General features: G+C 48.1%; 20 protein-coding genes. All 20 read right to left on the bottom strand.

Annotated elements, in window-relative coordinates; all coding sequences use genetic code 11:
- Positions 1-15: 15 nt before the first annotated feature.
- A complete protein-coding gene (locus FYJ39_RS03690) occupies positions 16-1,206 on the bottom strand; it encodes a phosphopentomutase (RefSeq protein WP_154471094.1) in 1,191 nt (396 codons plus the stop codon).
- Positions 1,207-1,301: 95 nt separating this feature from the next.
- Positions 1,302-2,219 (bottom strand): ABC transporter permease, encoded by a 918-nt coding sequence (locus tag FYJ39_RS03685; protein ID WP_154471093.1) that lies wholly within the window; start codon positions 2,217-2,219, stop codon positions 1,302-1,304.
- A 13-nt stretch (positions 2,220-2,232) separates the two neighbouring features.
- Entirely contained in the window at positions 2,233-3,336 is a 1,104-nt protein-coding gene (locus FYJ39_RS03680; protein WP_154471092.1) for an ABC transporter permease, read from the bottom strand.
- Positions 3,320-4,861 carry an ABC transporter ATP-binding protein gene (locus FYJ39_RS03675; protein WP_154471091.1) on the bottom strand — a complete coding sequence of 514 codons (1,542 nt, stop codon included), beginning with the start codon at positions 4,859-4,861 and terminating at the stop codon, positions 3,320-3,322. Before FYJ39_RS03675 ends, FYJ39_RS03680 begins: the two co-directional genes overlap by 17 nt.
- A 2-nt stretch (positions 4,862-4,863) precedes the next feature.
- Positions 4,864-5,901 carry a BMP family lipoprotein gene (locus tag FYJ39_RS03670; protein ID WP_154471090.1) on the bottom strand — a complete coding sequence of 346 codons (1,038 nt, stop codon included), beginning with the start codon at positions 5,899-5,901 and terminating at the stop codon, positions 4,864-4,866.
- A gap of 18 nt (positions 5,902-5,919) precedes the next feature.
- Complete coding sequence (deoD, locus tag FYJ39_RS03665; RefSeq protein ID WP_154471089.1) at positions 5,920-6,627, bottom strand: purine-nucleoside phosphorylase; 708 nt, start codon at positions 6,625-6,627, stop codon at positions 5,920-5,922.
- 56 nt (positions 6,628-6,683) lie between these two features.
- Positions 6,684-7,403, bottom strand: a complete 720-nt coding sequence (locus tag FYJ39_RS03660; RefSeq protein WP_154471088.1) for a Crp/Fnr family transcriptional regulator — start codon at positions 7,401-7,403, stop codon at positions 6,684-6,686.
- 297 nt (positions 7,404-7,700) lie between these two features.
- Positions 7,701-7,967: an HPr family phosphocarrier protein gene (locus FYJ39_RS03655; protein WP_154471087.1), complete on the bottom strand. Its 267-nt coding sequence runs from the start codon at positions 7,965-7,967 to the stop codon at positions 7,701-7,703.
- Between the two features lie 114 nt (positions 7,968-8,081).
- A complete protein-coding gene (locus FYJ39_RS03650) occupies positions 8,082-8,750 on the bottom strand; it encodes an epoxyqueuosine reductase QueH (protein WP_154471086.1) in 669 nt (222 codons plus the stop codon).
- 132 nt (positions 8,751-8,882) lie between these two features.
- Positions 8,883-10,028, bottom strand: coding sequence for an RNA polymerase sigma factor RpoD (gene rpoD, locus FYJ39_RS03645; RefSeq protein ID WP_178258762.1), 1,146 nt, complete (start codon positions 10,026-10,028; stop codon positions 8,883-8,885).
- 109 nt (positions 10,029-10,137) lie between these two features.
- On the bottom strand, positions 10,138-11,025 hold the full coding sequence (locus FYJ39_RS03640; RefSeq protein ID WP_154471085.1) for a diacylglycerol/lipid kinase family protein: 888 nt from the start codon (positions 11,023-11,025) through the stop codon (positions 10,138-10,140).
- A gap of 40 nt (positions 11,026-11,065) precedes the next feature.
- A complete protein-coding gene (gene mutY, locus FYJ39_RS03635; protein ID WP_154471084.1) occupies positions 11,066-12,259 on the bottom strand; it encodes an A/G-specific adenine glycosylase in 1,194 nt (397 codons plus the stop codon).
- Complete coding sequence (locus FYJ39_RS03630) at positions 12,246-13,226, bottom strand: biotin--[acetyl-CoA-carboxylase] ligase (RefSeq protein ID WP_154471083.1); 981 nt, start codon at positions 13,224-13,226, stop codon at positions 12,246-12,248. The genes mutY and FYJ39_RS03630 overlap by 14 nt, the downstream gene beginning before the upstream one ends.
- 8 nt (positions 13,227-13,234) lie before the next feature.
- Positions 13,235-13,537 (bottom strand): DUF6637 family protein, encoded by a 303-nt coding sequence (locus tag FYJ39_RS03625; protein ID WP_154471082.1) that lies wholly within the window; start codon positions 13,535-13,537, stop codon positions 13,235-13,237.
- 5 nt (positions 13,538-13,542) lie between these two features.
- A complete protein-coding gene (gene argF, locus FYJ39_RS03620) occupies positions 13,543-14,532 on the bottom strand; it encodes an ornithine carbamoyltransferase (protein WP_154471081.1) in 990 nt (329 codons plus the stop codon).
- 172 nt (positions 14,533-14,704) lie between these two features.
- Positions 14,705-15,892, bottom strand: a complete 1,188-nt coding sequence (locus FYJ39_RS03615; protein ID WP_154471080.1) for a patatin-like phospholipase family protein — start codon at positions 15,890-15,892, stop codon at positions 14,705-14,707.
- Positions 15,867-16,130 carry an NfeD family protein gene (locus FYJ39_RS03610; protein WP_154471079.1) on the bottom strand — a complete coding sequence of 88 codons (264 nt, stop codon included), beginning with the start codon at positions 16,128-16,130 and terminating at the stop codon, positions 15,867-15,869. Before FYJ39_RS03610 ends, FYJ39_RS03615 begins: the two co-directional genes overlap by 26 nt.
- 51 nt (positions 16,131-16,181) lie before the next feature.
- On the bottom strand, positions 16,182-16,979 hold the full coding sequence (locus FYJ39_RS03605) for a TrmH family RNA methyltransferase (protein ID WP_154471078.1): 798 nt from the start codon (positions 16,977-16,979) through the stop codon (positions 16,182-16,184).
- Positions 16,980-17,079: 100 nt separating this feature from the next.
- A complete protein-coding gene (locus FYJ39_RS03600; RefSeq protein WP_154471077.1) occupies positions 17,080-19,086 on the bottom strand; it encodes an NAD(+) synthase in 2,007 nt (668 codons plus the stop codon).
- Between the two features lie 476 nt (positions 19,087-19,562).
- Complete coding sequence (locus FYJ39_RS03595; protein ID WP_154471076.1) at positions 19,563-20,462, bottom strand: YitT family protein; 900 nt, start codon at positions 20,460-20,462, stop codon at positions 19,563-19,565.
- Positions 20,463-20,492: the final 30 nt, after the last annotated feature.

The following is a 20,492-nucleotide window of genomic DNA, read 5'->3' as shown; positions in this document are numbered from 1 at the left end:
CTGGCATCTTTTTTCTTACACAAGGTCCTTAAGAACAGAGCTTCCTATGGTGCCCTCTGGCATGTCAACCCCGAAGTTCTCCGCAATGGTCGCTCCAATCACAGCAAATGTCTCCATATCCTCCAGCCTGCCGCAACCTTCCATGGACGGGGAATAAGCAATAAAGGGAACTCGCTCTCTTGTATGGTCAGTTCCTGTATGGGTAGGATCGTTTCCATGGTCTGCAGTGAGGATCAGCAGGTCATCCTCACGAAGCACAGTCAACAGCTCCCCTAATTTCTCGTCAAATTTCTCCAGCTCCTTTGCATACCCTTCTACATCCCGGCGGTGTCCCCACAGTGCGTCAAAATCCACCAGATTCACATAACACAGACCTTTAAAGTCCCTTCCTGCTATCTCTATGGTCTGCTCCATTCCATGAACGGAGCTTTGGGATTTATTGGATTCCGTAAGGCCTTCCCCGTCAAAAATATCGAAGATTTTTCCTACGGAGATCACGTCCAGCCCCGCGTCCTTTAATGCATTCAGCGCAGTTCTTCCATAAGGCTTCAGCGCATAATCATGGCGGTTGCTGGTGCGCTTAAATTCTCCCTTCTTCTTGCCTACATATGGTCTGGCAATGACACGGCCCACCTTCCACTGGTCTTTCATGGTGATCTCTCTTGCAATCTCACAGCAGCGGTAAAGCTCCTCTAATCCAAAGGTTTCTTCATTTCCACAAATCTGCAGTACAGAGTCCGCAGAAGTATAGACAATCATGTGCCCTGTGGCGATTTCCTCCTCTGCAAGCTCGTCCAGGATTTCGGTTCCGCTGGCGCTCTTATTGCCGATAATGACGCGCCCCGTTCTTCTGGACAGCTCGTCCAGCAGCTCCTTTGGAAAACCGGTTTCCGTAAATGTACGGAAGGGCTTTGTAATATGAAGCCCCATCATTTCCCAATGCCCTGTCATCGTGTCCTTTCCGGTACTTGCCTCATTGAGATACATATAGTATCCAAGAGGATGCTCTACAGCTGCTGCCTGTTTTAAAGGATGAAGATTTGCTATTCCTAATTTCTGGAGATTCGGAATGTGAAATTCCTTCATGGATTCCGAAATATGTCCCAGGGTGTCTGCTCCTGTATCTCCATAGTCCCCCGCGTCCGGCAGGGCGCCAGCTCCAAGGGAATCAATTACGATTGTAAAAATTCGTTTAAACGTTTTCATTTTCAACCTACCTCTTATAACCTTCTAGATTCTATTTTTTCTGTCTATCTTGCTGCATCCTGCTTTTATCTGACATCATTGCTTCCTGTGTTTTTTTATCTCTTACCTTTTACATAGGCTACGCCGTCCGCTTTTGGAGCAACCGATTTGCCTACAAACATAATAAGACTTACAACGGTCAACACATAGGGCAGCATGGCAAGAATCTCTGTTGGAATGGAAATTGCCCCGCCGCCGAGAACCACAGTCAAAGCCTGGGCAAAGCCAAAGATCAGACATGCCTTGTATACACCCTGTGGTTTCCATTTTCCAAAAATAACGGCCGCCAGCGCGATGAATCCCTGCCCTGCTATCGCAGTCTGGGAAAACTGCGCTACAATCCCAAGAGTTACGGCAGAGCCGCCAATGCCAGCCAGAATGCCGGATAGGATCACGCAGATATACCGAGTTCTGTAGACATTGATGCCAAGGGTATCTGCTGCTGCCGGATTCTCGCCTACCGCAAGGATTCTCATTCCCCATTTGGTACGGTAGAGAACAAACCACATCACAACCGCAAATGCCAATGCTACCAGAACCATAATGTCGATATTCAGATTTGCCTTCATCCCTCTGACACCGCTGCCCAGGAGCTTGGGCAGCTTGTTGGGAACAGGATAAGATACGGTAGCTCCGTCAAAGGTAAGCCTGCAGAAAAACACGGCCAGCGCCGGTCCTAACAGATTTATGGCAACACCGCTGATCGTCTGATCCGCCCGGAAAGAGATAGAAGCAATCCCGTGAAGCAGAGCCAGAGCCCCTCCTGCAATCCCTGCGCACAGTAGGCCGGCCCATGGATTGCCGCTGTAATAGCCCACAGCCGCCCCCACAAAGGCGCCGATGGTCATCATTCCCTCAATTCCAATGTTAATTACACCGGAGCGTTCAGATATAACGCCGCCAAGCGCCCCAAAAATCAGAGGAGTGGAATACATCAGGGTTACGCCTATTAATAATGTAATCGTATTTATCATGATTATATCCACCTCATTTCGTCAATTTCTCAGCAAAAACCCGTATTATATCCTTTAAAGCGATCAGGAATATAATAATGCCAATCATAATATCGATAATCTCTGACGGTGCGCCTGTGAAATACTGCACAGACTGTCCGCCGTAAAGCAAGCCGCCAAACAGCAGGCCTGAAAAAATACATCCGATAGGGGAGCCGCCGGCAATAAACGCAACGGAAAGTCCATTCAAACCGTAGGATTCAAAGGCTGATAATTGTGTAATATTGTGGGGGTTATTGCCTGAAATTGAAATTGCTGCCGCAATTCCTGCCAGCGCTCCGGCAATCACCATGGTCTGGATCATATTTCTCTTCACATTGATTCCGGCAAATTCTGCCGCAGCTTTGTTGAGCCCTACTGCACGCAGCTCATATCCCTTTGTTGTTTTAAAAAGAATAAAGGAGATCACAAGCGTCAGGGCAAGGGCAATCAGGATACCTGCATTCACATCAGTCCTAAGAATATCCCCAAGAACCGGATGCCCCTTCATAAAATCCCCGGCAGCCTCCGTTGTCTTCCAGTTCGTAAAGAAGGAGATAAAACCGGATTCATTGATCCTGTAGGTACCATCTGTGTCCGGCTTATGAAAAGCCTCCATTTTGCACACAAAGTTGGAAAGGTATAAGGCGATCCAGTTCAGCATGATACCGGTGATAACCTCATTGATGCTGAATCTTGCTTTAAGCCAGCCTGCAATCCCTCCGTAGATGGCTCCTGCAAGGACGCCTGCCAGCAGTACCAAAGGGATCTGGATCACCGGATGGAAATCACAGACAATTCCTACTATATTTGCAGCAAGTGCGCCCACTATATACTGTCCTTCTGCTCCAATATTAAATAATCCCATTTTATAGGCAAAGGACACGCTCACTCCTGTCAGGATCAACGGAGTGCTCTTAATAAGGACATTGGATATATACTTTGGCCTTCCAAAGATGCCATTTATCAAAGCGCTAAATGCAGAAAACGGATTGTATCCGGCCATCCCCAGAATGACAGCAGACACAAGAAATCCAAACAAGATGGCAATCAAGGTCGCTGCAATCGGTTTCTTGAGTAATTTAGCTGTTTTTTCCATCTAACGTACCTCCCGCCATAATCAAACCGATTGTTTTCTCATCTACTTCCTCCGGTTCTACAACGCAGCGGATCGAACCGCCGTAGATGATTCCAATGGTATCCGAAACATTCATGACTTCATCCAGTTCAAGAGAGATCAGAAGAACCGCTTTCCCTTTGTTACGCTCTTTGACAAGCATCTTATGCACATATTCTATGGCGCCTACGTCCAATCCCCTTGTGGGCTGTACAGCAATGAGCAGGTCAGGATTGTTGGCAATTTCACGTCCAATGATGACCTTCTGCTGATTACCGCCGGACAGGCCGCGTATTGCAAGGGCTTCACAGTTATCCGGACGGACATCATACTCTTTTAAGAGGCCGGAAGCAAAGGTTCGGATTTCATTTTTATTCAGAATGCCATGTTTCGAGAAGGGTGCTTTCATATAGGTATCCAGCACCGTATTTTCCTCTACTGAAAAATCAAGTACCAGGCCCCGTTTCTGCCTGTCTTCATGAATAGTAGACACTTTCGCGTCCATCGTTTCTCTGGTGGTCCTGTTCTCAATTCTCTGGCCGTTGATCTTAATGGTTCCGCTTTCCACACGGATCAGGTTCGTGATGGCCTCCACAAGCTCCTTCTGCCCGTTTCCATCAATTCCCGCAATTCCGAAAATCTCCCCGCGCCTTACCTTCAAGGACAGGTTATTCAGGACATACACGCCGCGGCTGTCTTTGGCGGATAGGCCGTCGATCTCCAAAACCACATCTCCCGGATTCGCCTTTTCCTTGTCAACCACCAGCTTTACTCTGTGGCCCACCATCATATCCGCCAGCTCTTCCTGGGAAACCTGCTTTACATCCACTGTCTTAATATATTTTCCGCGCCGGATAATGGTGCAGTAATCGGCAGAGGCTTTAATCTCCTTTAGCTTATGGGTAATAATAATAATGGTTTTTCCGTCATCCACCAGCTTGTGCATAATATCAATCAGATCATGGATCTCCTGAGGGGTGAGAACGGCTGTCGGCTCATCCAGAATCAGGACATCCACACCTCTGTAAAGAGTTTTCAGAATTTCCACCCTCTGCTGCATACCGACGGAAATATCAGAAATATAGGCATCCGGATCTACCTCCAGACCGTATTTTTTCACCAGCTCCAGCACTTTCTTTTTGGCGCATTCCAGATCCACAACCCCAAATTTTCTGGTTGTTTCCTGTCCAAGAATGATATTCTGAGCAACTGTAAAATTGTCCACAAGCATGAAATGCTGGTGTACCATGCCGATTCCATGAGCAATGGCAACGTTGGGATTTTTCATATCTGTTTTTTCCCCATACATATAGATTTCTCCCTCATTTGCCTGGTACAAGCCGTACAAAATATTCATAAGTGTTGTTTTTCCGGCGCCGTTTTCTCCTAAAACCGCATGAATAGAGCCCTTCTTTACATCAAGCTGAACCTTATCCAATGCAGTATAGGCTCCGAATCGAATGGTAATATCATGCATCTGAACCGCATAATCTTTCCTAACTTCCATTCTTATCCCTCCTGTCCCTTTAATTCAGCTAGAAATGTCTTATATGCGTCTTCCGTTGCCGGAGGGATCAGCTTCCCGTCAATGATCATTTTCTGTATTTTCATTGCTTCCTCATAAATTTCCGGAGACATGTTCGGATTTTCTTTCGGAATGCCTACGCAGCCCTCTGCCAGTCCATAGCTGAAGGTTTTTCCTCCGATCTTCTCTCCGTCCATAGCCATCGTAGAGAGCAGCTCCACCGCAATATTTACATTCTTCATGGCGGAGGTCAGCACATTCTCCGGCGCAAGATAGGACTGATCCGTATCAACGCCAATGACAAATGCACCGTTCTCCTTTGCGGACTCAATGACACCGTATCCTGCGCCTCCCGCAGAATGAAAAATAATATCGCAGCCGCTTGTGTACATCTTATTTGCGATTGCTTTGGCCTTGGCTGCGTCAGAGTAGCTTTCCGCAAACTGCTGCTGTACTTCCACCTGAATGCCCCGAGCCCTTGACGCATAGGCTACACCTGCAAGATAGCCGTACTGGAACAAATCATTATTGAAGCTCTTCATAGGCCCTACATATCCCACCTTCCCTGTAGCCGTGCTCATTCCTGCAATATATCCCACCAGAAAAGAGGACTCTTCCGCCCGGAAGGTCACGCCGGAAATATTATGGGGACATTCCTCATAGGTCGTATCTACAATGGCAAAGCTGATATCTGGATTCATTTTCGCAATCGTTGCCAGAGCGTCCGCCTGATCGTATCCAATTCCCCAGATCAGGTCACTGTATGTATCAGTTGCCCTGTCCAGATTTGTCAGGTAATCCGCAGTCTGCTTGGATTCCAGAACCCTTACATCTGCGCCTGTATGCTCTTTCAGTGACTGCAGTCCTTCCCAGGCTGACTGGTTAAAAGACTGATCATTAATTCCTCCTGTTCCCGCAACCATGGAGACGCGAAAAACAGAATCATCCTTTTGGGGCATTCCGCAGCCTGTCATCATGCAAAGAGCCAGCGCCGCAGGTATTACCCTCGCCCATTTTCTCATTTGCCCACCTGCTTTCTTTTATGCGATTTCCAATGCAATCTTCATCATATCTGTAAAGCCTGTCTGGCGTTCTTCACTGGACAGCCCTTCTCCGGTAAAGATGCTGTCCGAAATCGTCAGTATACAAAGGGCTTTTTTGCCTGCTCTCGCAGCGTTCATGTACAGCGCTGCGGATTCCATCTCAGCAGCCAGTATACCCATTTTCGCCCATTTTTCCATATCCTCCGGGTCATCATCGTAGAAAAGATCAGAGGAAAGAATATTTCCTGCTACAGTTTTAATTCCAAGCCTTTCTCCGGCTTCTGCTGCGGCTCTGGCAAGGCCGAAATCCGCTATGGGAGCGAATACTCCCGGAAGCTTGTACTGCTCGGCATAGGATGTCACTGTGCTTGCCCCCACACCGATTACAACATCTCTCAGCTTTGCCTTGTCACTTAAGGAGCCTGCTGTACCGATTCTGATAATCTGATCAACCCCATAGCAATGGAACAGCTCGTAGGAATAAATTCCAATGGAAGGCATTCCCATACCGCTTCCAAAGACGGTAATTCTTTTTCCACGGTATTCCCCTGTATACGCCAGCATGTTTCTTACCCTGTTTACACATTCATAATTTTCCAGGAAGCGCTCCGCAATAAATTTTGCTCTTAAGGGATCTCCTGGCATCAATACGCTTTTTGCAATTTGCTCCTTGCCTGCTTCAATATGTGGTGTTGGTATTTTCATTTTGCTTTCTCCTTTTTCTTATTTTGCATCATGGGCTGCATTTCCTGTCACTCATTTCAGTTGAGCAGATTTTGTTTTGTATGCTCCTTAAGTCTTAGATATTGTTCTTTTGTAAGGCAGATCTTTCCGAGCTCCGTTGTGATCAGTCCGTCCTTTTCAAGACTTTGTATATTTCTCTGAATGGTTCTCACGGTAAATCCGATTCGCTCTGCAAGCTCCGGCTGCGTCTTTTTTATCTTGCAGAAACTTCTTTTAGGCACTCTTTCAAATACTTCAATCAGGTAGAGAATCAGCCGTTCCTTACATCCCAAAAACCGGTACTTGCGCTCTTCGGAGGTTTGATAGGTTAGGTTGCTCATAAGATTCCGGGTTCTCATAAACAAAGCATTAATGTCCTCCTTCATCCATTTGAGATATGCAGAGGCAGAAATGGCCAGTAATTCACAGGGGGCTGTGGCGCGGATCGTCACCCGGTAGTCTTTAATATCTCCAAAAACTTCATAATCTCCCAGCACCTCTGTTTCCGAATATTCCATAAACATGTATACATTTCCAAGCATCTGCAAATCCAGTCCGCTGACCTTCCCCTTCAAAATGATATACACATATTCACAGGGCATTCCTGCCTGGATTAGCGTATAGCCCTTGGGAATCTCCATATATCTCATATGCTTGATCACATAGTCCGGACACCTTTCAAACAGGGCATTCAGGTAATGAAAATGTCCTTTCCCCAATTTTTGAATGTGCTCTATAAATTCCTGCTTTGATTCCACTGTTTCACCTTCTCTCTGTACATGAACAGAAGCTTTTGAGTAATTTGCTTATCGCTTCTGCAGCTCTTGGTGTAAGTAAATTGTATGATTTTTTTTCTTTCATCCAAACGACATATGTCGCTTTTTCTGCAAACTCACATCTTTTCCACACCTTACACAATTTATATCATTCATTTTTGTATATTTTCCACAATCAACATGTTTATACACAAAAAAAGTGATGCCCTTACAGCATCACCTGTTAATCCATAATTTATTTATGAAGGCTCTACCAGCTTTCTCCTTGCGCCAGGCTGATTACATCTCTCCTAATCCGCTCTTGATTGCCTGGGACAGAGTTTCCATAGCTGCTGCTTCATCCTCGCCGTCGCAGATCAGATTGATCTCAGTGCCTGTCTTGATCCCTGCCGCCATTACATTGAGAACGCTCTTAGCAGCAATTTTCTTCTCTCCACATTCGATGATTACATCACACTTAAACTTCATGGCTGTTTGGGAAAGAACGCCTGCCGGCCTTAAATGCAGCCCGGATGGATTTACAACTGTTAATTTTTTACTAAGCATAATACGATTCTCCTTATCACTATTTTATACTCGCGGACACATCATTTGCTTATGTCTACTAGAAACGATTTTATTACATCTGCCTGTCTATGTCAAGTTAATCAAGGAAATGTTTTACTCCAAAGCCTGCACCTGTTCCGCCTGTTTCCCCCGCCTTAATGCCTCCTCCCTGGAGTAGACGCAGCCACAGTAATTCTGCCTGTAAAGACCATACTTTAAGGACAGCTCCACAGACCGCTTATATCCATTCTTCTTCTTAAAATCTGACACAAGATAAGGCACCCCCCATCTCTCAGCCATCCGGCAGCCAAGCTCATTCAGCTTTTCGGCATTCTTTAAGGGACTGATGGAAAGCGTTGTAGTAAAATAGTCATATCCGCCCGCCGCCGCCCTGCAAGCAGCATGCTCCAGGCGCAGCTCATAGCAGGCAAAGCACCGCTCCCCTCCCTCAGCTTCCTTTTCATGCCCCCTGGCAATGGCATAAAAGTCCTCCGGCCGGTATTCTCCCGTCTCAAAGTCCACAGCTTCAGACAGCTTCATTTCCCTGATGAGACGCTGCTGCTCTTTCGCCCTGGCCTCATACTCCTCAGGCGGAAAAATATTAGGGTTATAATAGTACACCGTCACTTCAAAATACCGGGACAAATACTCCAGCACATAGCTGCTGCACGGAGCGCAGCAGCTATGAAGAAGGAGCCTTGGCCTCCTTCCCTCCTTCCCAAGAGCCTCTATAAGCTTATCCAGCTCCTTCTGATAATTGCGCTTCTGTACTGAGTGTGTCATAGATTTATCCCTCCCTTCACTTCAAAGAAACACCTGGCAGCAATAAAGCCTGCCCTGCACTAGCCCTGTCCGCCGGGCCGAAAAAGAGGCCGTCTTAAGGGGCGGCCTCTTTTATGCTTCATGCCTTACCAGCTACAGAAAATCCCTGATTCGCTTACTTCTCACCGGATTGCGCAGCTTCCGCAGAGCCTTCGCCTCTATCTGGCGGATGCGCTCCCTGGTAACGTTAAATTCCTTGCCTACTTCCTCCAGCGTGCGGGGATGTCCGTCCTCCAGTCCGAATCGAAGGACAATCACCTGACGCTCTCTCTCCTTTAAATCCTTCAGCAATGTGTCAATATGCTCCCGAAGCATGACAGACTCTACATTGCCCTCAGGCGTAAGCACATTATTGTCAGCCACGAAATCACCCAGATTGGAATCATCCTCCTCGCCAATAGGGGTTTCCAAGGACGCAGGCTCTCTGGCAATCTGCATAATTTCCATGACCTTATCCTCTGTCATATCCAGAGCTTCCGCAAGCTCTGCCACGGAAGGCTCATACCCCAGCTCCAGAGTCAGCTTTCTCTGCATTTTAGACATTTTATTGATGGTTTCAACCATATGCACCGGTACGCGTATTGTACGCGCCTGATCCGCCAAAGCCCTTGTAACCGACTGGCGAATCCACCATGTAGCATATGTACTTAGCTTATATCCTTTCGTATAGTCGAATTTCTCCACTCCCTTGATCAGGCCCAGATTTCCCTCCTGAACCAAATCCAGAAAGCTCATCCCTCTGCCGGTATACCGTTTTGCAATGCTGACTACCAGACGCAAATTGGCCTCAATCAGGCGTTCCTTGGCATACTCATCTCCGTCTGCCTTGCGCTGTGCCAGGGATAGTTCCTCTGCAGCAGTAAGAAGAGGCACCGTGCCAATCTCTTTCAGGTACATGCGAACCGGGTCTTCCGTTCCGATTCCTTCCAACAAGTCCACCGCATCCAAGTCGATTTCTTCTTCCTCTGCCTCTTTGACAAAGCTGTCATCATCTAAGTCAAGGTCTAAATCAATATCCTCCAAAAGAGCAGTGTCCTCGCTGAGCATCGCCTCGTCCAGCACTGGAACGACATCTACGTTTCTGCCTTCCAGATAGCTGTAAATTTGATCCATCTGCTCCGGAGTCAGATTATCCCCGACAAAAAAATCATTAATCTCCCCTGCATCCAGCGTATTGTGCTTGGCCTTCGCAGCTTCGACCAGCTTTTCCAGCTTCTTTAAAAAATCGTCCTTTTCCACTGATAAACGTCCTTTCGCTTAAAGGTAAATGTGGAGATCTCCACATTTTATCATTATATACTATCAAAATCGAGATTTCAACAGATTTCGACATATTTTGTATTTTTTATTATTTTAAAAGAATGTGGATTTTCTCCTTTAAATTCCTAATTTTTACCTCTGTCCTTGCCCCGCCGTACTCCCCATCCAGCACCCAATCCACTTGACCTTCAGATGTAAACCTGATGGAGGAAGTTTTAAATTTGCGCACGTACTCATTGGGCGCTTCCTTCAGGAACATATAGGATATTATATTGCTCAAATCCACCGGCGTCCTGGGCATGCGGATCAGCAGCACCTCAAACATGCCATCATTGAGAGCTACTGACTGGTTTACCAGCCCTTTAAAGCCTCCTACGCTTCTGGTATTGGTCACCATGCCAAAGGCAAAGCTATCCTCCAGAACATTTCCCTCCCACTCTACCCGCATAGGGTAAGGCTTGATTCCCGCAAGGCTTTTTACCCCCTCCAACATATAGGCCTGATGCCCCAGAAGGTTCTTTCTGTCCTGGCTGGTGAGATAAGCTACCTCTGTAAATGCTCCAAAGGCTGCAATATACATAAAGTACCGGTCGTCACAAAAGCTTCCTATGTCAATGGCAAAGGGCTTTCCCTCCACGATTTCCTCCGCTGCCAGAGGCATCCGCTTAGGAAGGTTTAAGCTTGCGGCAAAATCATTGGTTGAGCCTGCGGGAATATAGCCTAGCAGCGGCATTTTCTTAAGCCTCATCATGCCGGAAACCGTTTCATTAAGAGTACCATCCCCTCCGCTGCACACTACAACCTCCACACGGCTGCCGTACCTGGCGACGATCTCTATGGCATCTCTGGGGCTCTGGGTGACATGAACCCTCAGCTCATAGCCCGCCCTGGAAAATATGTCCAGTATATCAAGAAGGCTGCCCCGGATCTGCTCCTTTCCTGAACGCGGGTTAAATACAAAAAGCATTTTCTTCATTCTGCATTCCTCCCTTTCATTGTATCCAACTTTGTAAAACTTATCCAATAAGCTTTGTATATGGATTAAATGCATTGGGAAGAGGATAGGTTCCTGCCAATTCCTCCCTGGTTACAAACAACCATCCTAAAAGCCCTTCGCCCACGTTTTCCCCGAAGCTGTCACAGCCAGGTTCCGCTTTCCCTTCAAACACAGTCCGGGCATTTTTATCCTCTGGAGGCCTTAGAACCACCCTGTAGCCTGTCATATGCCACTCTACATGCGAAAATACATGCCTGGAAGCAGGAAGCTCCGTCACAGACTCTACCTGCCCCTTCTTTATTCCTAAAACAAAAGGAACCTCTCCCGCCAAGGGCCGGCCCTCCACATTCGGGAGCTCATAAAGGGCAGCCAAAAGCCCACTAGGAGGCCGCTTGTGGATAGCCACCTTATCCTGATATTCGATAATAAATACGGTTCGCTCCTCAATCCTGCGTTTTTTCTGTGGTGATTTGTAGGGTATCTCCTTCCACCAGCCATTTCTTCCTGTAAGGCAGACGGAGTACAAAGGGCACTCTCCGCATTTGGGCTCTCCTCCTGGAATACACACCAGCGCACCAATTTCAATCAGGCCCTGATTGTATTGGCTGGCCTTATCCTTAGGCATAATCTCCTTTAATTCCATCTCCATCCTGCCTTTTACGGAAGCCTTTCTGATATCCTCCCTGTCTCCCAGAACTCTGGATATAACCCGAAGCACATTACCGTCCACCGCAGGCGTCGGTATATTAAAGGCAATGGAGGCTATGGCTCCCGCTGTATAGCTGCCGATTCCAGGAAGCCGAATCAATTCTTCAAAGGACGCAGGAAGGCAGCCCCCATATGTATCCGTCAAAATCCGGGCCGCCTTCTTTAAATTTCTGGCCCGGTTATAATATCCCAGGCCCTCCCACAGCTTCATAAGATAGTCATCCTCTGCCTCCGCCAAAGCCCGGATTGTAGGAAAGGCCTCCATAAACCTCTCAAAATAGGGCTTCACTGCCTCTACGCGCGTTTGCTGAAGCATAATCTCCGATATCCATACCCTGTAGGGCAAGGGCTTATCTCTCCAGGGCAGAGAGCGAGCCCTTGCTGCATACCAGAAAAGAAGAGGCTTTTCCATAGCCTTTAAGCGTTCCCTTCTGTCTAAGGGCGAGTCCTCTCGCTCCAGCGCCTGGAGGCCGTCATAAAAATGTTCCGTACTATACATAACCATAGATACCTCTTACCGATACTTCGCCGGAGATAACAGACTCCACTGTCCCATCCCTTCTCTGAACCAAAAGGCTTCCCTCCGGATCGATCCCCAGAGCCCTTCCCTGATACTGGCCCCTGGAATCCAGTACCGTTACCTGCCGGTTCCGATTGACAAGGGCCTTATTGTAATCTTCCATAAGGCATGACATATCATGAGTTTTAAGGAAACTGTCATAGAATTCCTCAAAGGCCTCCGCCACTGCCGCTATCACAAGGCTTCTTTTTACAGCTTCCCCCAATTCCTCCTTAAGAGAAGTAGCCTTCTCTGCAATTTCCTCAGGAAAGCTGGACACATTTACGTTGATACCGATGCCGGTAATGACATATCGGATACGATCCTCCTCTGTGCTCATCTCCGTAAGAATGCCACAGATTTTTTTCCCTGAAAGAATCGCGTCGTTAGGCCATTTTATCATGGCCTTCAATCCGGTGCTTTTTCTTACTCCCTTCACCACAGCCATCCCTGCAACCAAAGTCAGCATGGAAGCGCCGGCAGGACATATGGGAGGGCGAAGCACCAGGCTCATCCAGATCCCCACCCCCCTAGGGGAGATCCAGGCCCTTCCTCTGCGCCCCTTGCCTGTACGCTGGCTGTCAGCCACTACCAGAGTCCCATGAGGAGCCCCTTCCTCTGCCAGCTTTCTGGCCCGTATATTTGTAGAATCCGTTTCATCAAAATATTCCAGCCTGTTCCCAATCCATCGTGTTTGCAGCATGGACTGAAGCTCAGCCTGGGTAATTACATCCGCTTCCCCTGTAAGGCGGTAGCCCTTATTGCGGACCGCCTCAATTTTATAGCCTTCCTCCTCCAGCTGCCGTATGACCTTCCATACAGCCGTACGGGATACGCCGAACTTCTCGCACAGCTGCTGGCCCGACAGGTAGCCTGAGGATGTTTTCAGCATTTTCAATATTTCTGATTTCATCAGCTACCTCATATCCAGATACTAATAGCGCTTAAAACGCCTAATGCTCCAAAACCCGCAGCCAAAGCCATCTGAAGGAGCCCCCCGCGCAGCCGCTTCTTATTATGACTCCTGGTTTTAAGCTCGAAAATCCCACTGATAGCATTCAGCAGCGCAGCCAGCACAAACACCAGAGGGAAAAGCATAAGATTTCCCTCCGGGTTCATAAATGACAGCACAGCCAGAATCACAATGGCAATTCCCAGTATCAGGTGAACTCCATCCAGAAAAATACCGGCATGACGTTCTCCCCGCCCTCTCTGACTTTGCATATGAATTATTCTCCTAACGTAGCAAGCATAACTGCTTTAATCGTATGCATCCGGTTCTCAGCCTCATCGAAAACCACTGACTGGCTGGACTCGAACACCTCATCTGTTACCTCCAGCTCCGATACGTGAAACCGCTCTCCCATCTCCCTTCCAATTTTTGTTTTCAAATCATGGAAGGAGGGCAGGCAATGGAGGAAAATGGACTGGGGTCCCGCATTCTCCATAACGGCTTTTGTAACCTTATAAGGAGTCAGCTCCTTAATCCGCTCCTCCCAAACCTGATCGGGTTCTCCCATGGACACCCAGACATCCGTATCGATCACATCCGCTCCCCTGGTTGCCTCCCAAATATCCTCTGTAAGAGTGATGGAACCGCCGCTGGCTGCTGCAAATACTTCACATTCCTTCAACAATTTGGGAGCCGGGAAATATTTGGCAGGCCCGCAAGCAACAAAGTGCATTCCCATCTTTGCGCAGGCAATCATCAGGGAGTTACCCATATTATACCGCGCGTCGCCCATATATACAAGCTTTACCCCCTTTAAATATCCCAAATGTTCACGAATGGTCAGAAGATCTGCCAGCATCTGGGTCGGATGATCCTCATTTGTAAGGCCATTCCACACAGGAACCCCGGCATATTTGGCAAGCTCCTCCACGATTTCCTGACCGAAGCCTCTGTACTCAATGCCCTCGTACATCCTCCCCAGCACTCTGGCCGTATCTGCAATGCTCTCCTTTTTTCCAATCTGGGAGCCCGACGGTTCCAGATAGGTAGTCCCCATCCCCAAATCATGGGCTGCCACCTCAAAGGCACACCGTGTCCTGGTACTGGTCTTTTCAAAAATCAGGGCTATGTTCTTTCCCCTCAGCGTGTCCACTAAAATTCCCTTTTTCTTCTTCTCCTTTAACTTTGCAGACAAATCCAACAGGTATGTAATTTCCTCCGGCGTATAATCCTTTAATGTTAAAAAATGTCTCCCTTTTAAATTCATGACTTTCCTCCTCCATTATAATGTGGATTTTTATGCATATATACCTTTCGCTGCCTATGGCTCACACATGCCTAAAACTATCTTTGATGACTAATATCTCCAGAGCGCTCCACAAATCAGGGAAACTCTGGAGCTTTATATTTATTCATCAATCATGCATAATATACCATGGTTAAAAACCTCTGTCAAGAACCAGAAACCTTTCCTTTAGCAGATCCTGACCAGCTTTCCTGTAAATCAGGCCCAAAAGCTCCTCCACCGTATAAATCTTAAAGCGGCTGATGCGGAACTGCTTTGCCAGGGCTTCCAAAAGAGACAGATATAGATCCTTATAGTCCCATCCCGGCTTCAGCTTAAGCTCCTTTGCCAGCGCAGGCATCACCTTTTCCGTATAAATCCGGTAGCCTCCCTGGACAGCTTCCAAATCTCCCTTATCCGCCCGCTCTGGCTTCAGCCAGGTCAAAAGCAAATGAATTTCCGTCATCATCTTATCAAAGTAATAGGCCTCCTTCTCAGAAGCATCCAAATAGTAGCTCCTGCCTGCCAGCCCATAAAGCATTCTCTGAGCGTCAAAATATCCCAAAAGCATATTCCTTCTGGCCCGCTTTCTGTCAAACTCCAGCATACCTCCTAACTCCTGCCGGGGAGCCACATGATAGAGGGACACATCCTCCGGCACCTCCAGTTTGCGCTCCGTATCCACGCCATAGCCATATATCCGCAAAATGATAATATCCTTATACCCCTTTTCAATGAGCACGTCAGCAGGCACGTTGTTAATACCGCCTCCATCCATATAGTACTTTCCCCCCAGTTTTTCTCTCCGAAAGCCTATAAGGTAAGCGCTAGCCATAAGCATATCCGCAATCTCCCCCTCAGGCGCCTCCTTTACATTGACCACCAGAGGCTGGCGGTCAGAAAGGGAATAGGTAACTACATACAGCTCCCTGCTGGAGCTGCGGATGCTATCTTCGTCCACCACCTCCTCTATCAGGCTCCTTAGAGGGGCAATATCAAAGCCTCTGTCCTTTAAAATACGCTTGGCCCCTGCTATTACCTCTGAAAGGCTTACAACGGGCAGACTTTTCAATCGGAAGCTCATAAGCTGGTCCATCAGCTGATCATCCACATCCATAACCCTAGAGTAGCTGATGGTCTCCCAGATCTGCCTGGCCTTGTCAAAATCATCCATGCAGATTAAAGCTCCGTTCAAAGCTCCTACAGAAGTTCCGGCCATTCCCTTTATCTTTACCCCTGCCTCCCAGAGGGCCTTCCAGGCTCCCACCTGATAAGCCCCTCTGGCGCCTCCTCCCTCCAGAACAAGACCGTATTCTTTACTTAAATCCAGCTGCATTTTCATGGTCAGCACCTGCCTTCCTGTGACTGCCGATAAAAAATGCAGCAGGACGAATTAACATAAGAGCAAGAAAAGAAACCACAGTAAAAATTACCAGCTGCAGCTCCATACTTCCTCCTGCCAGAGCAGTAATAAACGCCCCTAAAGCCCCTGCAGCAAACCATAGGGAGGTCAGAGCTGCAAATGCCAGCTCCAGTCCTAAAAATATCAGCAGCAATACCAGCCATCCCATTGATGTCATGGAACCTTCTCCTTTCCGGGGCTTCAGACCATATCTCCCGGTCAGCCTCATCTATCCAGAGGGAAACCACTTGTTTCTCCGCTGTCTTGCAGCTTCGAACATCAGGACAGAGGCGGCTATGGCAGCATTCAGGGATTCCACCCTTCCTGCCATGGGAATCTTCACATAAGCATCGGCCAGAGCGGCCGTTTCCTCAGTCAATCCCCTGGCCTCGTTGCCGATTAAAAAGCCCACATTGTCAGTATAATCTTCTTGGTCATAATTATTCATTCCCTTGAGGTGGGCCGCAAAAAGCCGGACGCCCTCCCTTTTAATCACTTCACAGGCAGGCTTAAGATCCTCTACATACACAAAGGGAACCCGCAGTATAGAGCCCATGGTAGAGCGAATTACTTTGGGATTGTAAATATCCGCAGTTTCACGGTTCATGATCACTCCTGTTATTCCCGCGCCCTCTCCTGCTCTGAGGATGGTACCCAGGTTTCCCGGATCCTGGAGGGTTTCCAGAATCAGCAGGGCCTGCTTTAAAGGTGTACTCAAAATATCCTCCAGGCTATAATTTCTCTGCCTGACGATAGCCAGCACTCCCTGGGGGGACTGGGTGTCAGCCATCGACTTCATCACTACATCCGTCACAGTCTCATATTGAAAATGTGTCAGCCATCGGCGGTTCTCTCTGTCTTTCTGAAAGTCCTCCGTTACAAAGAGGGTATCCACCTCCCCCGGAGACAGCTCACGGCACATGCGCAGGCCCTCTGCCACGAACATTCCCTCCTCTCTGCGGACTTTCGCCTTCCCCCTTAAGTCTGCGACCCGTTTTACCTGCCTGTTCGAGGTACTGTTTATCATAATTTGCTTCTCTCCTGTATACCTTATTTTGCGCGGCTCCATCCGTCAGCCTCCCAAGAGTCCCATAGCCGGTACCATATCAATGCTCATTCACAGCCAGCTACCGGATATTTTCAATCTCCTCCAGCCATAATCTGCTGCTGGCGTCGCTTGGCATCCGCAGATCCCCTCTGGGAGATACAGCCACAGATCCCACTTTCGGGCCGTCAGGCAGACAGGAACGCTTAAACTGCTGGCTGAAAAACCGTCTGTAAAATACCTTCAGCCATTTCAGAATAGTTTCTCTGTTATACCGCCCGTCAAATGCCTGCATAGCCAAACGATATATCTTGGAGGGCCTGTATCCGTAGCGCAGTACATAATATAAATAAAAATCGTGAAGCTCGTAGGGGCCTACCAGATCCTCCGTTTTCTGAGCGATCTGTCCATCCTCAGGAGGAAGAAGCTCAGGGCTCACCGGCGTATCCAAAATATCCATAAGCACACGGGACAGCTCCTCTTCATTGCATGTATCCGCATAGTAGCGCACCAGATGGCGTACCAGGGTCTTGGGTACTGAGGCATTTACACCATACATGGACATGTGATCTCCGTTATAGGTGGCCCAGCCAAGAGCTAGCTCCGACATATCTCCCGTTCCGATCACCAGGCCTCCAAGCTGATTCGCCACATCCATCAGAACCTGGGTTCTCTCTCTGGCCTGCCCGTTTTCATAGGTTACGTCATGGTTATCTAAAGCCTGTCCAATGTCTGCAAAATGCCGGGTCACAGACTGACGGATATTAATTTCCTTCAGGCTGGCTCCCACCTTAGCCGCCAGTGAGCAGGCATTGGCATAGGTTCTGCCGGTAGTGCCAAAACAGGGCATAGTCACACAGTGAATACTGGTTCTTGGCAATTTAAGAAGTTCAAAGGCCCTTATGGCTACAAGCAAAGCTAACGTGGAATCCAACCCTCCTGACAAGCCTACCACTACGTTCCTGCACTCTGTATGCTCCAGGCGCTTTTTCAGTCCCATGGCCTGGATGGACAGAATCTCCTCGCAGCGGCGGCTGCGCTGGCCTTCATCATGGGGAACAAAGGGGGTCGGATCTACAAAGCGAAGGATAGGGCCAGGCGTAACGTCAGGCCCTTTCGTGATCCCGGCAGCCGCTTTCCCAGCTGGCCCAGCCGGAGCCTCCGTTGCCTTGCCAGCCTCTGGGTTCCGGAAAGCAAACTCCACTACCTGATAGCCGCCCTTCTCTCTTACACTGTCTGCTGCCGGATAGGTATTCATCCGTCTGCGGTCTGAAGCCAGACGTTCCAGATCCATATCCGCACAGATGCTCTCATTGGAAAACCGTCTGGATTCCACCAGACAAGCGCCGTTTTCCGCAATTATGTTCTGGCCTCCAAATACCAGATCCTGAGTTGACTCCCCCTCTCCGGCATTGGCATAGACATACCCACACACAAGCCGTGCTGACTGACTGCATATGAGCTCATGACGGTACATATCCTTACCAGTCGTTTCATCACTAGCGGAGCAGTTGACTACCACCGTAGCCCCGGCCATAGCGTGGCCTATGCTTGGCGGGCAGGGAACCCAGACATCCTCACAAACCTCCGCCGCTACCGTTAATCCCGGCATATCCGAGCATTTGAACAGCAGATTTGCTCCCATAGGGACTTGCCCTCCTTCCCATTCTGTCATAACAGGCCGTCCGGCGCCTGGACAGAAATGGCGTGCTTCATAAAACTCCGAATAATTCGGAAGGTTCTGCTTCGGAATCATCCCCAGAAAGCGTCCATTCTGTACGGCTGCCGCCACATTATAAAGCTTTCCTCCGTGCTCCCAGGGAAGCCCGAAAAATACAAGGGTATCCTTCCCCCTCGTGGAATCAATAACAGTCTTTAGCCCCTCTCTGGCCTTTTCCAGCAGAGAGGACTGCAGAAACAAATCCCCGCAGGTGTACCCTGTAAGACACAGTTCTGGAAATGCCATAAGCTTGACTCCCCGTTTGTGCCCCTGGCTTATTAACTCTATAATCTGTTCCGCATTGTATACAGGGTCAGCTACCCTAATCTTAGGGGTTGCTGCTGCTGCTCTTAAAAATCCATGTTTCATATGAGACCTCCATGATTCACATTCTGTCAGGTTTTATAAAGTTTATTTATAATTTTCATCTTCTCCATTATATCCATAATTGATAAGGATTACAACCTAAACCGCCAGAGCGTCGCTCTCCACTTCACAGGCTGCCCTAAAGCCCAGGTTCAAAAACAAAAGCCTGAGTTTCTGTTTAATCATATAAGGGAGAGGCTACAAAGCTTGAGCTCTAACAGGCTTCCTGAGCGAAACAGCTTATGCGGCTCGTTATGGGCCTTGTCATACCATGCAGATATTCGGAGCATGGACAAAAACAGCCTCTCTGAATCAAAAAACACGGTTCCAGGTGCCTTTCTACTGAAACCGTGCTTTTGGCGAACCATGCCCGTAAATACCCGTTATGCTACAGCCCTATTATTGTGCAGCATTTTCGCGGCGACCAATTTCGTGACACGGTTGGCCTTAAAATTGCCCTTTACCAAGCTCCGGCCCCATCACTCCATAGGCGCCCTGTAGAACCGTCCCACAAACTGCTCCGTTTTTATCACATTGATAATGACATGCTCGTCTGCTTCCTGCATCACATGAACCGCGTCATTTACCTCATAAGAAGAAATAACCGTATTCAGAAGATACATTTTCTTTTTACTGTATCCGCCTATGGACTCTGTGCAGGAGATTCCATGGTGGGAATGCCGGATATAGGCGTCCACTACCTCAGGCCCTTTCATGGTTGTAGCCTGCAAAGTAACCAGATCGTATCTGTGGTGAAAGGCGGAAATCATACGGGTGGATATGAACTGAAAAATGATCGAATACCCCGCATATTTCCAGCCAAAAACAGAACCGTAAAGGCAGTACATCACTGCGTTTCCAAAAAATACATAGGTCCATATGGACCGTCCTGTCTTATTGGACACGTATAGAGCAATAAAATCCGTGCCGCCGGTGGAGGCGTTTCCCTTTAGGGCAATTACAATCCCGCCTCCAAAAAGCACGCCGCCGAAAATGACGTTTAAAACCTCATCATTGAATATAGGATAAAAATTCAATATCTGCAAAAAGATACTGCTCAGTACTACCTGAAGCAAGGAACATACTGTAAACCGAATGCTGATTCCCTTACAGCACATCAGAGCTACCGGAATATTGAACACCAGCATGGACACCTGCATAGGAATACAGACTCCCTTCAGTCCTCCCAGACTCTCTATCAGCATGGAAAGCCCTGTAAACCCGCCGGATATAATGCCTGCTGGACGGACAAACACCTGAAGCACGTAGGCCTGTACAAAAGCTGACAGTATAACCGCTGCCAAGGTAAGGCCCATTCTCACATGCTTATGCCTTTTCCATTTATTAATAAATGCAATTATCCCCATGATTCGATTCATAAATCCATCCCCTGGTATCATTTTACTAAA

The organism is Clostridium porci, assembly GCF_009696375.1.
Lineage (GTDB): Bacteria > Bacillota > Clostridia > Lachnospirales > Lachnospiraceae > Enterocloster > Enterocloster porci.
Note: the sequence above shows the minus strand (reverse complement) of the source record. Positions and strands in the feature narration are given on the sequence as shown.

What these genes read in the sequence shown, in the direction of transcription:
- FYJ39_RS03615 (WP_154471080.1), bottom strand. Translation starts at nt 15,892, where the DNA reads ATGAAAATGCAGCTGGATTTAAGTAAAGAATACGGTCTTGTTCTGGAG.
- deoD (WP_154471089.1), bottom strand. Translation starts at nt 6,627, where the DNA reads ATGAAAATACCAACACCACATATTGAAGCAGGCAAGGAGCAAATTGCA.
- FYJ39_RS03625 (WP_154471082.1), bottom strand. Translation starts at nt 13,537, where the DNA reads ATGCAAAGTCAGAGAGGGCGGGGAGAACGTCATGCCGGTATTTTTCTG.
- FYJ39_RS03685 (WP_154471093.1), bottom strand. Translation starts at nt 2,219, where the DNA reads ATGATAAATACGATTACATTATTAATAGGCGTAACCCTGATGTATTCC.
- FYJ39_RS03605 (WP_154471078.1), bottom strand. Translation starts at nt 16,979, where the DNA reads ATGATAAACAGTACCTCGAACAGGCAGGTAAAACGGGTCGCAGACTTA.
- FYJ39_RS03675 (WP_154471091.1), bottom strand. Translation starts at nt 4,861, where the DNA reads ATGGAAGTTAGGAAAGATTATGCGGTTCAGATGCATGATATTACCATT.
- FYJ39_RS03595 (WP_154471076.1), bottom strand. Translation starts at nt 20,462, where the DNA reads ATGAATCGAATCATGGGGATAATTGCATTTATTAATAAATGGAAAAGG.
- FYJ39_RS03670 (WP_154471090.1), bottom strand. Translation starts at nt 5,901, where the DNA reads ATGAGAAAATGGGCGAGGGTAATACCTGCGGCGCTGGCTCTTTGCATG.
- FYJ39_RS03690 (WP_154471094.1), bottom strand. Translation starts at nt 1,206, where the DNA reads ATGAAAACGTTTAAACGAATTTTTACAATCGTAATTGATTCCCTTGGA.
- FYJ39_RS03655 (WP_154471087.1), bottom strand. Translation starts at nt 7,967, where the DNA reads ATGCTTAGTAAAAAATTAACAGTTGTAAATCCATCCGGGCTGCATTTA.
- FYJ39_RS03610 (WP_154471079.1), bottom strand. Translation starts at nt 16,130, where the DNA reads ATGACATCAATGGGATGGCTGGTATTGCTGCTGATATTTTTAGGACTG.
- FYJ39_RS03640 (WP_154471085.1), bottom strand. Translation starts at nt 11,025, where the DNA reads ATGAAGAAAATGCTTTTTGTATTTAACCCGCGTTCAGGAAAGGAGCAG.
- FYJ39_RS03600 (WP_154471077.1), bottom strand. Translation starts at nt 19,086, where the DNA reads ATGAAACATGGATTTTTAAGAGCAGCAGCAGCAACCCCTAAGATTAGG.
- mutY (WP_154471084.1), bottom strand. Translation starts at nt 12,259, where the DNA reads ATGGTTATGTATAGTACGGAACATTTTTATGACGGCCTCCAGGCGCTG.
- FYJ39_RS03630 (WP_154471083.1), bottom strand. Translation starts at nt 13,226, where the DNA reads ATGAAATCAGAAATATTGAAAATGCTGAAAACATCCTCAGGCTACCTG.
- FYJ39_RS03680 (WP_154471092.1), bottom strand. Translation starts at nt 3,336, where the DNA reads ATGGAAAAAACAGCTAAATTACTCAAGAAACCGATTGCAGCGACCTTG.
- argF (WP_154471081.1), bottom strand. Translation starts at nt 14,532, where the DNA reads ATGAATTTAAAAGGGAGACATTTTTTAACATTAAAGGATTATACGCCG.
- FYJ39_RS03650 (WP_154471086.1), bottom strand. Translation starts at nt 8,750, where the DNA reads ATGACACACTCAGTACAGAAGCGCAATTATCAGAAGGAGCTGGATAAG.